General features: G+C 68.4%; 11 protein-coding genes and 1 pseudogene. 8 read left to right on the top strand and 4 right to left on the bottom strand.

All coding sequences use genetic code 11. The features are described from left to right. The first annotated feature begins 64 nt into the window (after positions 1-64). From ACTJI6_RS15080 to ACTJI6_RS15060, 5 genes are read left to right on the top strand one after another with little or no spacing between them, the layout of a single operon-like run. The gene (locus ACTJI6_RS15080; protein WP_126155208.1) at positions 65-1,264 is read left to right on the top strand and encodes an acyl-CoA dehydrogenase; all 1,200 of its coding nucleotides are present in this window, start codon (positions 65-67) and stop codon (positions 1,262-1,264) included. Continuing rightward, on the top strand, positions 1,257-2,414 hold the full coding sequence (locus ACTJI6_RS15075; RefSeq protein WP_440801826.1) for a CaiB/BaiF CoA transferase family protein: 1,158 nt from the start codon (positions 1,257-1,259) through the stop codon (positions 2,412-2,414). The genes ACTJI6_RS15080 and ACTJI6_RS15075 overlap by 8 nt, the downstream gene beginning before the upstream one ends. Beyond that, a complete protein-coding gene (locus tag ACTJI6_RS15070; RefSeq protein WP_126155210.1) occupies positions 2,411-3,286 on the top strand; it encodes a 3-hydroxybutyryl-CoA dehydrogenase in 876 nt (291 codons plus the stop codon). The genes ACTJI6_RS15075 and ACTJI6_RS15070 overlap by 4 nt, the downstream gene beginning before the upstream one ends. Positions 3,287-3,302: 16 nt before the next feature. Further along, positions 3,303-4,061, top strand: a complete 759-nt coding sequence (locus ACTJI6_RS15065) for an electron transfer flavoprotein subunit beta/FixA family protein (protein WP_126155211.1) — start codon at positions 3,303-3,305, stop codon at positions 4,059-4,061. Next, positions 4,061-4,987, top strand: coding sequence for an electron transfer flavoprotein subunit alpha/FixB family protein (locus ACTJI6_RS15060; RefSeq protein ID WP_126155212.1), 927 nt, complete (start codon positions 4,061-4,063; stop codon positions 4,985-4,987). The genes ACTJI6_RS15065 and ACTJI6_RS15060 overlap by 1 nt, the downstream gene beginning before the upstream one ends. 80 nt (positions 4,988-5,067) lie before the next feature. Here the strand turns inward: ACTJI6_RS15060 and radC are convergent, their stop codons facing one another. Both radC and ACTJI6_RS15050 read right to left on the bottom strand, forming a co-directional pair. After that, positions 5,068-6,006, bottom strand: coding sequence for a RadC family protein (radC, locus tag ACTJI6_RS15055; protein WP_440801824.1), 939 nt, complete (start codon positions 6,004-6,006; stop codon positions 5,068-5,070). A 126-nt stretch (positions 6,007-6,132) separates the two neighbouring features. Then, positions 6,133-7,446 (bottom strand): ABC1 kinase family protein, encoded by a 1,314-nt coding sequence (locus tag ACTJI6_RS15050; RefSeq protein ID WP_440801823.1) that lies wholly within the window; start codon positions 7,444-7,446, stop codon positions 6,133-6,135. 128 nt (positions 7,447-7,574) lie between these two features. On the opposite strand from ACTJI6_RS15050, the pseudogene ACTJI6_RS15045 reads away from it, so the two are divergent. From ACTJI6_RS15045 to ACTJI6_RS15035, 3 genes and pseudogenes are all read left to right on the top strand, one after another. Continuing rightward, positions 7,575-8,360: pseudogene (locus tag ACTJI6_RS15045) on the top strand (aminotransferase class III-fold pyridoxal phosphate-dependent enzyme); the annotation flags it as partial. A gap of 206 nt (positions 8,361-8,566) precedes the next feature. Then, positions 8,567-9,400 carry a hypothetical protein gene (locus ACTJI6_RS15040; RefSeq protein ID WP_440801822.1) on the top strand — a complete coding sequence of 278 codons (834 nt, stop codon included), beginning with the start codon at positions 8,567-8,569 and terminating at the stop codon, positions 9,398-9,400. Between the two features lie 25 nt (positions 9,401-9,425). Next, on the top strand, positions 9,426-10,472 hold the full coding sequence (locus ACTJI6_RS15035; protein WP_126156351.1) for a TAXI family TRAP transporter solute-binding subunit: 1,047 nt from the start codon (positions 9,426-9,428) through the stop codon (positions 10,470-10,472). Here the strand turns inward: ACTJI6_RS15035 and ACTJI6_RS15030 are convergent, their stop codons facing one another. Both ACTJI6_RS15030 and ACTJI6_RS15025 read right to left on the bottom strand, forming a co-directional pair. Beyond that, positions 10,473-12,137: an AAA family ATPase gene (locus ACTJI6_RS15030; protein ID WP_440801821.1), complete on the bottom strand. Its 1,665-nt coding sequence runs from the start codon at positions 12,135-12,137 to the stop codon at positions 10,473-10,475. Between the two features lie 379 nt (positions 12,138-12,516). After that, positions 12,517-13,677 (bottom strand): iron-containing alcohol dehydrogenase, encoded by a 1,161-nt coding sequence (locus ACTJI6_RS15025; protein WP_126155743.1) that lies wholly within the window; start codon positions 13,675-13,677, stop codon positions 12,517-12,519.

Below are 13,677 nucleotides of genomic sequence, written 5' to 3'. Positions count from 1 at the left end.
ATTTATCATTTTTGATGTTGCGCACAAATGGATATCCTTCTGGCAACAAATCAGGAGTTCCTTCATGTCCACCACATCCCCCAAGGGCGCTGCGTTCGACTGGTCTGACCCGTTTCTTCTGGACGACCAGTTGAGCGAGGAGGAGCGGATGATCCGCGACGCTGCTGCGGCGTTTGCGGCCGACCGGCTGGCGCCGCGCGTCACCGACGCCTACCTGAACGAGACGACCGACCCCGAGATCTTTCGCGAGATGGGGGCTGCGGGCCTGCTGGGGGTGACGGTGGATGACGCCTATGGCGGGGTAGGCGCGTCCTATGTGGCCTACGGCCTGGTGGCGCGGGAAATCGAGCGGGTTGATTCCGGCTATCGCTCGATGGCCTCGGTCCAGTCCTCGCTGGTGATGTTTCCCATCGAGGCCTATGGCAGCGAGGACCAGAAGCGGCGCTATCTGCCGAAGCTGGCCACGGGCGAATGGATCGGCTGCTTCGGGCTGACCGAACCGGATGCGGGGTCCGACCCGGCGGGGATGAAGACCCGCGCGAAGAAAACCGACGGCGGCTATGTGCTGAACGGCGCCAAGACCTGGATCTCGAACAGCCCGATCGCGGACGTGTTCGTGGTCTGGGCCAAATCGGACGCCCATGGCGGCAAGGTGCGCGGCTTCGTTCTGGAGAAAGGCACCAAGGGCCTGTCGGCGCCCAAGATCGAGGGCAAGCTGTCCCTGCGGGCCTCGATCACCGGCGAGATCGTGATGGAGGACGTGGAGGTGTCCGAGGACGCGCTGCTGCCGGGCATCGAGGGCATGGGCGGGCCGTTCGGCTGTCTCAACCGCGCGCGCTACGGCATTTCCTGGGGCGCGATGGGCGCGGCCGAGGATTGCTGGTTCCGCGCCCGCCGGTACGGGCTTGACCGCCATCAGTTCAACCGCCCCCTGGCCGCGACGCAGCTGTTCCAGAAGAAGCTGGCCGACATGCAGACCGAGATCGCGCTGGGGCTGCAGGCGTCCTTGCGCGTGGGCCGGCTGTTCGACGAAGGCCGCTTTGCGCCCGAAATGATCTCGATCGTCAAGCGCAACAACTGCGGCAAGGCGCTCGACATCGCGCGGATGGCCCGCGACATGCACGGCGGCAACGGCATCTCCAGCGAATACCACGTGATCCGCCACGCCCAGAACCTGGAAACCGTGAACACCTATGAAGGCACGCACGATGTCCACGCGCTGATCCTGGGCCGTGCGCAGACCGGGATCCAGGCCTTTGGCTGAACCGCCGCTGAAGGGGCTGCGCGTCGTCGAACTGGCGCGCATCCTGGCCGGGCCGTGGGTCGGCCAGACACTGGCCGACCTGGGGGCCGAGGTCATCAAGGTCGAATCGCCCGAGGGCGACGACACCCGCCGCTGGGGCCCGCCCTTCATCGACCGGCCCCGCGCGGACGGCACCACCGAACGGGTCGCGGCCTATTTCCACGCGGCCAACCGCGGCAAGACCTCAGTGGTGTGCGACTTCAACGACCCGGCCGACCTGGACCGGCTGCGCGGGCTGATCGACGGGGCCGACGTGGTGGTCGAGAACTTCAAGGCCGGCGGGCTGCGTCGCTTCGGGCTGGATTACGCCACGCTCTCGGTGCGCAATCCCCGGCTGGTCTATGCCTCGATCACCGGCTTTGGCCAGGACGGGCCGCGCGCGTCCCAGCCGGGCTACGACTTCCTGATCCAGGGCCTGTCCGGCATCATGGACCTGACCGGCGCCCCGACGGGCGAACCGCAAAAGGTCGGCGTGGCCTGGATCGACATCTTCACCGGGCTTTACGGGGTGATCGCGGTGCAGGCGGCGCTGGCGGAACGGACGCGGTCGGGGCAAGGCCAGCATCTGGACCTGTCGCTGATGGATTGCGGGGTGGCGGTGCTGGCCAACCAGGCCACCAACTTCCTGCTGGGCGGCACGGTGCCGCACCGGCTGGGCAACGCCCATCCCAACATCGTGCCCTATCAGCTGTTTCCGGCCTCCGACGGCCACCTGATCGTGGCCTGCGGCAATGACCGGCAGTTCGCCGCGCTGTGCCGGGTGCTGGATCTGGCCGATCTGCCGAGCCACCCCGATTACGCCACCAACCCCGCTCGCGTCGCGCATCGCGACCGGCTGGTGCCGATGCTGGCCGCCGCCACCGCGCGGCGCACCCGCGCCGATCTGATCGCCGGCCTGGAGGCCGCGGGCGTCCCCGCCGGTCCCGTCAACGACGTGGCCGAGGCGCTGTCCGACCCCCAGATCGCGGCGCGCGGCCTGCGCATCGCCCCCGAAGGCATCCCGGGCCTGCGCACCCCCATCCGCATGGGTCGCAGCCCCCTGACCCGCGACCGCGCCGCGCCGGCCCTGGGGGACGGAAAGTGGACTTTCGGCGAGGATGCGGGGCCATGACGGTTCAGACGGTTGGGATCATTGGTGCGGGCCAGATGGGCAACGGGATCGCGCATGTCTTTGCCTTGGCTGGATACGACGTGCTGATGACCGACATCAGCCAGGAGGCCATGGACAAGGCGCTGGCGCTGATCGACCGCAACCTGGAACGCCAGGTCGGCCGGGGCAAGGTTGACCCGGACGCCAAGAAGGCCGCCATGGCCCGCATCCGCACCACGCTGCGGCTGGCCGACCTGGGCCAGACCGACCTGGTGATCGAGGCCGCGACCGAGCGCGAAACCGTCAAGCAGGCGATCTTCGAGGATCTGGTCCCGCACCTGAAGCCCCACACGATCCTGACCTCGAACACCTCGTCGATCTCGATCACGCGGCTGGCCTCGCGTACCGACCGGCCGGAAAAGTTCATGGGCTTCCACTTGATGAACCCGGTCCCGGTGATGCAGCTGGTCGAACTGATCCGCGGCATCGCCACCGACGAGCCGACCTACAAGACCCTGCACGCGGTGGTGGAGAAGCTGGGCAAGACCGCCGCCAGCGCCGAGGATTTCCCGGCCTTCATCGTCAACCGCATCCTGATGCCGATGATCAACGAGGCGGTGTATACGCTGTACGAGGGGGTGGGCAACGTGCGCTCCATCGACGAATCCATGAAGCTGGGCGCCAATCATCCGATGGGTCCGCTGGAACTGGCCGACTTCATCGGCCTGGACACCTGCCTGGCGATCATGAACGTGCTGCATGACGGGCTGGCCGACACAAAATACCGCCCCTGCCCGCTGCTGACCAAATATGTCGAGGCCGGCTGGCTGGGCCGCAAGACCGGACGCGGCTTCTACGACTATCGAGGCGAAACGCCCGTCCCGACACGGTAAAGAAAGGACCACATCCATGAGAATTCTGATCCCGATCAAGCGGGTTATTGACTACAACGTGAAGGCTCGTGTTCGTGCGGACGGGTCTGGGGTTGATCTGTCGAATGTGAAGATGTCGATGAACCCGTTTGACGAGATCGCGGTGGAGGAGGCGATCCGGTTGAAGGAGAAGGGCCAGGCCGAGGAGGTGGTGGTGGTCAGCGTCGGCGTGAAGCAGGCGGCCGAGACGCTGCGCACGGCCTTGGCGATGGGCGCGGACCGGGCGATCCTGGTGGTTGCGGCGGAGGACGTGCACCAGGACATCGAGCCCCTGGCGGTGGCCAAGATCCTCAAGGCGGTGGTCGATCAGGAACAGCCGCGCCTGGTGATCGCGGGCAAGCAGGCCATCGACAACGACATGAACGCCACCGGCCAGATGCTGGCGGCTCTCCTGGGCTGGGGGCAGGCGACGTTTGCCTCCAGGCTGGTGATCGAGGGCGATGCGGCCCGCGTCACGCGCGAGGTGGACGGGGGGCTGCAGACCATTGAGGTCAAGCTGCCGGCGATCGTGACGGCGGATTTGCGCCTGAACGAGCCGCGCTATGCCAGCCTTCCCAACATCATGAAGGCCAAGAAGAAGCCGCTGGAGGAGAAGACGGCGGCCGATTACGGCGTCGACGTGAGCCCGCGCCTGGAGGTGGTGACCACCCGCGAGCCGGAAGGCCGGCAGGCGGGCATCAAGGTGGGATCGGTCGACGAACTGGTCGGCAAACTCAAGGAAGCGGGGGTGATCTGATGGCGGTTCTTCTGTTGGGCGAAGTGACGGGCGGCGTTCTGAACCGGGACGCCACGGCCAAGGCGGTGGGCGCGGTGGCCGCGCTGGGCGAGGTGACGGTGCTGTGCGCGGGCGCCCATGCCAGGGACGCCGCAGCCGAGGCCGCGACCATCGCCGGGGTGGCGCGCGTGCTGGTGGCCGAGGACGCGCGCTACGGCCACCGCCTGGCCGAGCCGACGGCGGCGCTGCTGGCAAGCCTTGCGGGCGATTACGAGCACATCGCAGCCCCCGCCACCACCGACGCCAAGAACGTCATGCCGCGGGTGGCGGCGCTTCTGGACGTGATGGTGATCCCCGAGGTGTCGAAGGTGATCGACGCCGACACCTTCGAGCGTCCGGTTTATGCCGGCAACGCCATCCAGACGGTGAAATCGCGTGACGGCAAGAAGGTCATGACGATCCGCACCGCCAGCTTCGAGGCGGCGGGCACGGGCGGGGCCGCCGCTGTCGCGGATGCGGACCTCACCGCCGATCCGGGCCTGTCGTCGTGGCTGTCCGACGAGGTGGCGGCCTCCGACCGTCCGGAACTCACCTCGGCGGGCCGGGTGGTGTCTGGCGGGCGCGGCGTGGGCTCCAAGGAGCAGTTCGCGCTGATCGAGGCGCTGGCCGACAAGCTGGGCGCGGCGGTGGGCGCGTCCCGCGCCGCGGTGGACAGCGGCTATGCCCCGAACGACTGGCAGGTGGGCCAGACCGGCAAGGTGGTGGCCCCCGCGCTTTACGTGGCGGTGGGCATCTCGGGCGCCATCCAGCACCTGGCCGGCATGAAGGACAGCAAGGTCATCGTCGCCATCAACAAGGACGAGGAAGCCCCCATCTTCCAGATCGCAGACTACGGTCTGGTCGGAGACCTGTTCCAGGTGCTGCCAGAACTGACAGCGAAGGTGTAGGGGGGTTCAGAACGCCGCACCTGCAACCTTCGGGCGTTGCCCACTGTGGCGGCACGGTCATCGTGCCGTCACGGCAGCCCTTACAACAGGCCCGTCGCGCGAAAGGACACTTCGCAGGTCTTGCCCACGACGATGTGGTCGTGGACGGTGACGTCGATGGCCTCGCAGGCGGCCATCACCCGGGCGGTCATGGTGATCTCCTCTCGCGAGGGGGTCGGATCGCCCGAAGGGTGGTTGTGGACCAGGATCACCGCGCTGGCGTTCAGCTCCAGCGCGCGCTTGGCCACCTCGCGCGGATAGACGGGAACATGGCCCACCGTGCCGCTGCCCAGGGCTTCGTCCGCGATCACGGTGTTCTTGCGATCCAGAAACAGCACGCGGAACTGCTCGATCTCGCGATGGGCCATGACCGTGCGGCAATAGGCGATCAGCGCGTCCCAAGACGCCAGGACCTCGCGTTGCAGCACCCTGGCCTGGGCCATCCTTTGGGCAAAGCCGTCCACCAGCCGCAGTTGCAGATACACCCATCGGTCGGCGCCCTCGACCTGAAGGATGCGGTGTTCGGATGCGGCGACCACGCCGTTCAGATCCCCGAACGCGGCCAGCAACCGCTTGGCCAGGGGCTTCACGTCGATCTTCGGGATGGCGTTGAACAGCAGCAGTTCCAGCAATTCGTATTCGGGCATGGGGGCATGCCCGCCGTCCAGGAACCGGGTCCGCAGCCGTTCCCGGTGGCCCCAGTAATGCGGACGCGCGGCGCCGCTGGTGTCCCTGACCAGACCGCCGCCCGCCGCCGCGTCCGGCCGCAGCCGGTCCGTCATGCGGAAGGACGGCGCAAAGGCGGGTTCCGTCAGGGCGTCGGGCGGGGGCAGCCGCGCGTCCAGATCGTCCAGGCCGCGCAGCGATGCCTCGGAAAAGCCGAAGGGTCTGCCGTCCGCCTGTTCGTGGCGCGGTGTGTCGCCAAGCGGTGCCGGGACATCATCGCCGCTGCCCTGCCTTTCCCGATGTCGATCCGTCATCCGATCCCTGCCTGCCGCTGCACGACCTCGGCGGTCCCTGCGTCCTGCGGTGGCCCCCCGTTTAACCGAAACCTTGCCCGATCTGGGTAAAGGAACGGTTAACGCCGCCCTGACCGGGGGCGCCGATCAACGGTCGCGGTCCAGCAGGTCCAGGATCGGCAGCCTGGCCCCCAGGCGCACGCACAGCAGCACGGTCCCGCTGATCTTGCGCTGCACGAACAGCGTCTCGGTCGGGGGCAGGTGCCAGCTGGCCCGGTCCGCCAACAGGGGCGCCGCGCGTTCGCGCAATGCCGCCACGACGCTGCGGTCGGCAAAGTCGAACCCGGCGTCGCGGCTGGCGTGCAGCTGCGCCAGCATCAGGCCGATCATCGCCTCGATCGCCGTCCGGTGGCGCAGATCCTGGGCGGGCGAGACAAAGCCCGCTGCGACAAGCGCTTCGCGGACCTGGCCCGCGTCGCCCGACAGCCCCGCCTGCCGCAGGGACCGATAGGAAGCCGCGGTCGCGGGCGTGATGGCGCGCGTCGCGCCAAAGTCCAGCAGCACGATCCGCCCGCTGTCAGGCTGCCAGCGGTAGTTGGCGAAGTTCGGATCGGTCTGCATCAGGCCGAAGTCGAACAGTTCGCGCAGCACCAGTTCGACAAGCGCCCCAAGGGCGGCGTTGCGCCGTTCCTCGGGGGCCGAGGCCAGGTCTTCGATGGGCACGCCCGCCTGGAAGGTCATCGGCAAGACGGTCGGGCGCAGCAGCGCATCCACCGGCCGGGGCACGGCGAAACGGCCGTCGCCTTCCAGCAGCGCGCCATAGCGGCGCATCTGCCCGGCCTCGCGCAGGTAATCGGCCTCCTCGCGCAATTGCCGCTTGGCCTCGGCCAGCAGCGGCGCCACATCAAGCCCTTCCGGCAGCAGCCCGGACAGGCGCAGAAGCGTGGCCACGTTGTCGATGTCGGCGTCGATGCTGGCGGCGATGCCGGGATACTGCACCTTGACGGCCAGTTCTTCCCCGGACGGCAGGACGGCGCGGTGGACCTGCCCGATCGAGGCCGCGGCCAGGGGCCGGGCCTCGAACCGGGCGAAAAGGCGGCGCCAATCCGGCCCCCAGGCCTGGGCCAGCACCCGGTCCAGTTGCCGGGGCGGCATCACATGGGCCTGGTCGCGCAACTGCGCCAGGATCGCGGTCAGTTCAGGCGGCAGCACATCGCCCGCGTCCATCGACAGCATCTGGCCCAGCTTCATCGCCGCCCCGCGCAGGCGCGACAGTTGCGCGGCCACCTTTTGCGCATTGCCGGGCGTCAGCAGCAGGTCGGGCAGGTGCGGACGTTCGCCCCGGGCAAGGCGGCGCACGCCCTCGCCCAGAACCCCGGCGGCGACCCCCCCGGCGATCTGGCCAAAGGCCGCAAGGCGGGCAAGCCGGGCCGAGGGCACCGGGCGGGATCGGTCGGTCATGGCGAAGCCTCTGCGCTTGAAACGTCCCGCCGACATGGGGTCGCAACAGGGCAAGCGCCAGAGCGGTGCGACAACGCTGTCAGGGGCTCGCGCAACAGCCGCCAAGGATCCTTGACGCGGGGACAGCCACGGGCCTAATGACCGGCAGCCTGACCGGATTGGAGCTGTTTCACAAGAAATTCGACCTGCCGCTGGCGCAGGTGATCCATACCGAGGCGCCGTATCATTTCCGCCGCCCCGATGCGGGCATGACCGAGGAGCAGTTCAGGGCCGCGATCCAGAAGGTGCTGGCGCGCCACGACATCCTGCTGATCGCCGACGAGGTGGTGACGGGCTTTGGCCGGTTGGGGTCGATGTTCGGCAGCGACCATTACGGCATGACCCCGGACATCGTCACCTGCGCCAAGGGGCTGACATCGGCCTATGCGCCGCTGTCTGGGTCGATCATCGGCCAGCGGGTCTGGGACGTGCTGACGCAAGGAACGGACGAGAACGGCGTGCTGGGTCACGGCTGGACCTATTCCGCCCATCCCATCGGCGCGGCTGCGGGCATCGCCAACCTGGAGCTGATCGACAAGCTGGGTCTGGTGGAAAACGCAGGGAAGGTGGGTGCCTATCTGAACGCGCGGATGAAGGACGCGCTTGGCGATCACCCCCATGTCGGAGAGATCAGGGGCGAGGGGATGCTCTGCGCCGTCGAACTGGTCCGCGACCCCGAGGCGCGCGGCTTCTTCGAGGCGTCCGAGGGCGTGGGCGCCAAGGTGGTCGCCGCGATGCTGCGTCGCGGGGTCATCGCGCGGGCCATGCCGCAGGGCGACATCCTGGGCTTTGCCCCGCCCCTGTGCCTGACAAGCACCGAGGCCGACACCATCGTCGGCGTCACCGCCGAGGCCGTCCATGAGGTTTTTGGATAAGGGCGGGACACCGGCACATAGACGGCCAGGAAGGGCAGCCTGCCGGCAACGGGGTTCTTGGCGGCAGTCAGGATGTCTTGCCCCTGCACGTCCGGAATGCCACACCTTTGGGGATGAGCATCGTCCAGAACCGTCTTGCCTGCCACAAGATTGTTGACAAAAAACCGGCTTGGCACATCATCGCGGCTGTCAAAGGGTGTGTCATCGTGTGCCACTGGTATCGTGTTTTTCTGGCCGCATCGGTGTCCGTCTGGCTGTCGGGCAACGCCGCTGACGCCCAGGCGGTGGACGCGGATTTGCCCGGGCAGGCCCATGCCTTGCGCCAGGTCATCTCGACCATGGAATCCGAGGTGGCCGAGTTGCAGCCCCGCCTGGACATGGCAAGGGAACAGCTTGCGGATCTGACCCGCCAGATCGACGAGGCGACGCAGCAGCTGGAAAGCCGCCGCCGCGACCTGTCCAGCTTGCAGGCCGACCGGGACAAGCTTCACGCTGCGATCGCCGAAGGCCAGGCCGACCAACAGCGCCAGCAGGACGCGCTGCAAGCCGCGGGTGCCGAACTGGCTGACGTGACGGCCCAGGTCCAGGACGCGAGTGCCGAACTGGCCGGGATCGCCCAGCAGCAGGCGGCCCTGGACGCGCGATCCGCGGAACTGGCCTCGGAAATCGACGGGCGGGAAAAGCGTTCCGGCGAACTGGCCGAGGAGGTCCGCCAACTGACCGCGGAACTGGCGGCCCTGGCCCGCGTGCGCGACATGGCGCAGGAACCGGACGAGCCGGCCCCGCCCCTGCCCCCGGCGGCCGAAAGCGCGGCCCCGGCGGGCCAGCAGGCCTTGGCCCCGCCGCAGCAACCCCGCGACCCCGCGCAGGTCGATGCCGCCCTGGCCCTGGCCCCGGCCCTGCCCGCCGACCCGCAGCGTGCCCGGCTGCGCGGCCTGCTGATCGAGGGGCATTGCGCCACGGACGCCCTGCGCCAGGTGCAGGATCCGATCAATCGCCAGACGCTTCTGGTTCTGGTCGGCCGGCTGGGGGGATGCTGACATCCATCATGGGAAGGACAAGACGATGCGACATTTCAGGCCCTTGCTGTTTCTGGCCCTTGCGGCGTGGATGAGTGTCGGACCGACGCCCTTGCAGGCCCAGGACGGGCACCTCAGCATCATGACCGGCGCATCGACCGGCACCTATATCCAGTTCGGGCGCGACCTGGACAAGCTGATGCAGGGATGTGGCCAGGGGCTCGAGGTCGTGGAATCCGCAGGTTCGCTGGAAAACTTCCTGGCCGTCCGGCAGCGCCCGAACACCCAGTTCGGCATCGTGCAAAGCGATGTGCTTGAATACATGCAGACCTTTGCAGGCGGTGATCCGGCCGTCGCCCGCGCCATCACCGGCGTCCGCATCGCCTTTCCCCTGTACGAGGAGGAGGTCCACGTCCTGGCCCGCCGCGACATCGCCGGGTTGGACGACCTGACCGGCAAGCGCGTGGCCATCGGGGTCGAGAACAGCGGCACCTTTCTGACCGCGTCGCTGATCCTGTCCCTGACCGGAACCGAGCCTGCCGAAACCCTGCTGGTGGCCCCGGCGGATGCGCTGCCGCAACTGAAGGCCGGTCAGATCGACGCCTTCTTCTATGTCGCGGGGGCGCCCGCCTCGCTTTATGCCGAAGGCGAGATCGACCCTGAACGGTTCCACCTGCTGCCGATCCAGGATCCGACGCTGCAGGCGGTCTATTCCCCTGCCACGCTGGCGGGCGGCACCTATCCGTTTCAGCCCGATCCCATCGATCTGGTTGCGGTCAAGGCGGTGCTGATGACCTATGAATACAATCCCGGGCGCAACAGCTATCACCGGGCCAGTTGCCGGGGGGTGTCGGATCTGGCTTCTCTGATCCTGACACGGATCGACACGCTGCGGGCGGAAGGCCATCCGAAATGGCAATCGGTCGACCTGACCGACATCCCCCCCGGCTGGGAGGTCAGCACCTGCGTCAATCGCGGAATCGATCCCGGCTATCAGGCCAACTGCACTGCCCCCGCTCCCGCGCAATCCGTGCCCGACAGCCAGGCGAACGAGGCCTATCGCCGCAATATCTGCGCGGTGATCGGATGCTGATCAGCGCGGGGCGGGAACCAGGCGGGACCAGGCCGAGGACGGTCCCGTGGTCCCGTCCTGCCGCAGCGCCATGACCCGCCACCGCGCGACCGGCTGCGCAATCAGCATCGCGGACAGCGCCGTGTCCCTGTAAAGGGTCCGGCCGTCGCCGCCTGCCGGGACGAATTCGACCCTGAAGCGCGGCATCGCCGTGCCGCCAGGGCCTTGCCAGTGCAATTCGGTCTGACCCGACGCGAACAACGCCTGACGGACCGGGACGGGGGGCGCCGTCAGGGGTTCTGCCGACTGCGGCAGGGACGCGCCCAGCTCCGCCAGCCGGGACGCGGCCCCACCCGTATCCCCCGCCAGTTCATACCAGGCCTGGGCACGATAGGGGTCGGGGTCCACGCCCACCCCTGTTTCGTAAAGCTGGCCCAGATAATAGGCCGCCCGGCTGCTGCCCCACAGCCCGGCGCGCGCATAAAGCGCCGCGGCGCGCGCGGGATCGACGCTGCCCAGGGTCAGGCCGCTGGCCAGCAGGCGTTCGGGAAGGGGCGGCGCTTCAACGGCCACGCGGCTGGACAGGGGCGCAGGCGGTGGGACGGCGGATGGGGGGACGGCGGATGGGGGGACGGCGGAAGGGGGGACCGCTGGCACAAGGCGGGCTGCCGCGACCCCGGCGTCCGACGCCATCCTGGCATCCTGACCGGGAACAAGGATCAGAAGCCCCGCCACCATCGCCGCAACTGCGGCCCGAACTCCATGCCCGCCTGCCCTGCGCGCCCTGAAGGGCTGTTCGCGGACAGCGGCGGCGCGGGGTGCGGGACCGTCCCCCGCCTGGGCGGGGGCGGGGGGCGCGACCGCCCGAGGGGCAGGCATCGGGGGTGCGGGCGGCGCGGCGGGTTGCGCCGGCCGGGGGCTTGCGGCCGGGCCGATCAGATAGGCCAGCCGCCCTTCCTGGATCAGGGACGACAGGCAGGCCCGAACGAAATCCCCGTCCATGTGCCCCCGGCCGCTTGCCCCGGCCTCGAACAGGCAGCTTTGCACCAGGTGGTTGATGATCCGGGGGATGCCCTTGGACAAGGCGTGCAGATGCAGGATCCCGGCCTCGTCAAACACCTCGACCCCCGCATGGCAGGCGCAGCCCGAAACCCGGAAACGATGCGCGACATAGGCGACGGTGTCCGCCGGATCCAGCGGGGCCAGGCGGAACCGCCGCCCGATCCGGGCGCGCAGCCGGTCATGGGCGGGCTGCGCCAGAAGCGCGTCCAGTCCCATCGCCCCCACCAGCACAAGGGGGATGGCGCCCGGCGCATCGGTCAGCCCGGTCAGATAGCCCAGTCCCTTGTCGGACAGGGCTTGCGCCTCGTCCACGATCAACAGGTAGCTCTCGCCGCTGTCTCGGCAAGCCTGCGCCAGGGCCTGCGGGCCGGTTTCGGGGTCGTCGAAGGCCGGGGAATGGGGAATGCCCATGGCCTTGGGAAGCTGGTGGTGCAGGTCGATCAGATGCGCATGGCTTGCGCCGATCCGCACCAGCCGCCTGTCCGGGCAAAGAATGCCCAGGTGCTGGGCCAGCGTCGTCTTGCCGGTGCCCGCGTCGCCGGTCAGCACCAGGACGGACCGCGGCCCGCCGATGCAGGCCGCCATGCCGTCCAGGATCTGCCGATGGGCATCGGACAGAAACAAAAGGCCAGGGGCCGGGGAAGACCGGAAGCTGGGGCAAAAGGATGGCAATGGGGACCGGTCCATGATCCACTCCATCAGGCGGCAAGATCCTGGGGCAGGAACCCGCAATAATGGTTAAAGCCTAGACCGGATGGCGGATCATTTCCATGCAACTCCGGCGGTCATCCTGCGGCTTTTCCCGCAGGGCAGCGGGTCACCGATGCCGGTGCATCGGGTGTGATGGTGTTGTTCGAAGAATATGCCCCTTGGGTATCAGGATGGCGCTGCGCCATGACCGATGTCAGCCATGGCGGGCGTGCCACGGGAAGCATCCGAAACCTGCCGGTTCACTGGGCGCTGCGGCCTTCTGCGCGGTGATGCGGACGGGGTTTCAAGGCCGTCACATCGCCGCCTCGAACAGCGTGCGGGTATTCGGGGCGGTCATCGGCACGGGGTTGCCGCCGCAGGACGGGTCTTCCAGCGCCATGACGGTCAGTTCGTCCAGGCGGTCTGCCGTGACGCCCAGGGCGGACAGTCCCCGGGGGATCCCCAGGTCCCCACACAGCGCCACGATCCGGTCCCGAAAGCCGTCGAAGCCGCCCGGGATGCCCAGATAGGCGGCGGCGGCGGCGATCCGGTCCTCGATGGCGGGGCGGTTGAAGTCCAGGACGGCGGGCATCACCACGGCATTGGTGGTGCCGTGATGGGTGCCATAGACGGCGCCGACCGGATGGGACAGCGAATGGATCGCGCCAAGCCCCTTCTGAAAGGCCACCGCGCCCATCATCGCCGCGCTCATCATATGCGCACGGGCCAAGAGGTTGTCCGGCTGGCGATAGACGACCGGCAGGTTTTCGAACACCAGGCGCATCCCTTCCAGCGCGATGCCCTGGCTCATCGGATGGTAATGGGGCGAGGAATAGGCCTCAAGGCAATGGGCCAAGGCATCCATGCCGGTGCCTGCGGTGATGAAGGCAGGCATCCCGACCGTCAGCTCGGGATCGCAGATCGTGACAGCGGGCATCAGCCGGGGGTGGAAGATGATCTTCTTGCGATGGGTGGCGGAATTGGTCAGCACGCCCGCGCGCCCGACCTCGCTGCCCGTTCCGGCCGTGGTGGGCACGGCGACGATGGGGGCGATGGCCTTGGCATCGGCGCGGGTGAACCAGTCGTCCACGTCCTCCAGATCCCAGACCGACAGGCCGGGGCGCTGCCCGGCCATCAGCGCGATCATCTTGCCCAGATCCAGCGCCGATCCGCCACCAAAGCAGATCACCCCGTCATGCCCGCCTGCCCGATAGGCGGCGATGCCCGCCTGCATGTTCGCCTCGGTCGGGTTGGGGTCCACGTCGGAAAAGACCGCCCGGCCCAGCCCCGCGCGGTCCAGAACGTCAAGGGCCGTGGCGGTGATGGGCAGGGCTGCCAAGGCCTTGTCGGTGACCAGCAGCGGGCGCGACAGGCCCGCCGCCCTGGCATGGTCGGCCAGTTCCTGTATGCGGCCCGCGCCGAACTTGATGGCGGTCGGGTAGGACCAGTTGCGGTTGGGGACATCAAAGCTCAT

Source organism: Paracoccus sp. 22332, assembly GCF_052045125.1.
Classification (GTDB): Bacteria; Pseudomonadota; Alphaproteobacteria; order Rhodobacterales; family Rhodobacteraceae; genus Paracoccus; species Paracoccus haematequi_A.
Note: the sequence above shows the minus strand (reverse complement) of the source record. Positions and strands in the feature narration are given on the sequence as shown.

Bases quoted from the DNA above. Each gene is read 5' to 3' on its own strand.
- radC (WP_440801824.1), bottom strand. From the start codon at position 6,006: ATGACGGATCGACATCGGGAAAGGCAGGGCAGCGGCGATGATGTCCCG.
- ACTJI6_RS15060 (WP_126155212.1), top strand. From the start codon at position 4,061: ATGGCGGTTCTTCTGTTGGGCGAAGTGACGGGCGGCGTTCTGAACCGG.
- ACTJI6_RS15070 (WP_126155210.1), top strand. From the start codon at position 2,411: ATGACGGTTCAGACGGTTGGGATCATTGGTGCGGGCCAGATGGGCAAC.
- ACTJI6_RS15080 (WP_126155208.1), top strand. From the start codon at position 65: ATGTCCACCACATCCCCCAAGGGCGCTGCGTTCGACTGGTCTGACCCG.
- ACTJI6_RS15035 (WP_126156351.1), top strand. From the start codon at position 9,426: ATGCGACATTTCAGGCCCTTGCTGTTTCTGGCCCTTGCGGCGTGGATG.
- ACTJI6_RS15025 (WP_126155743.1), bottom strand. From the start codon at position 13,677: ATGAGCTTTGATGTCCCCAACCGCAACTGGTCCTACCCGACCGCCATC.
- ACTJI6_RS15065 (WP_126155211.1), top strand. From the start codon at position 3,303: ATGAGAATTCTGATCCCGATCAAGCGGGTTATTGACTACAACGTGAAG.
- ACTJI6_RS15050 (WP_440801823.1), bottom strand. From the start codon at position 7,446: ATGACCGACCGATCCCGCCCGGTGCCCTCGGCCCGGCTTGCCCGCCTT.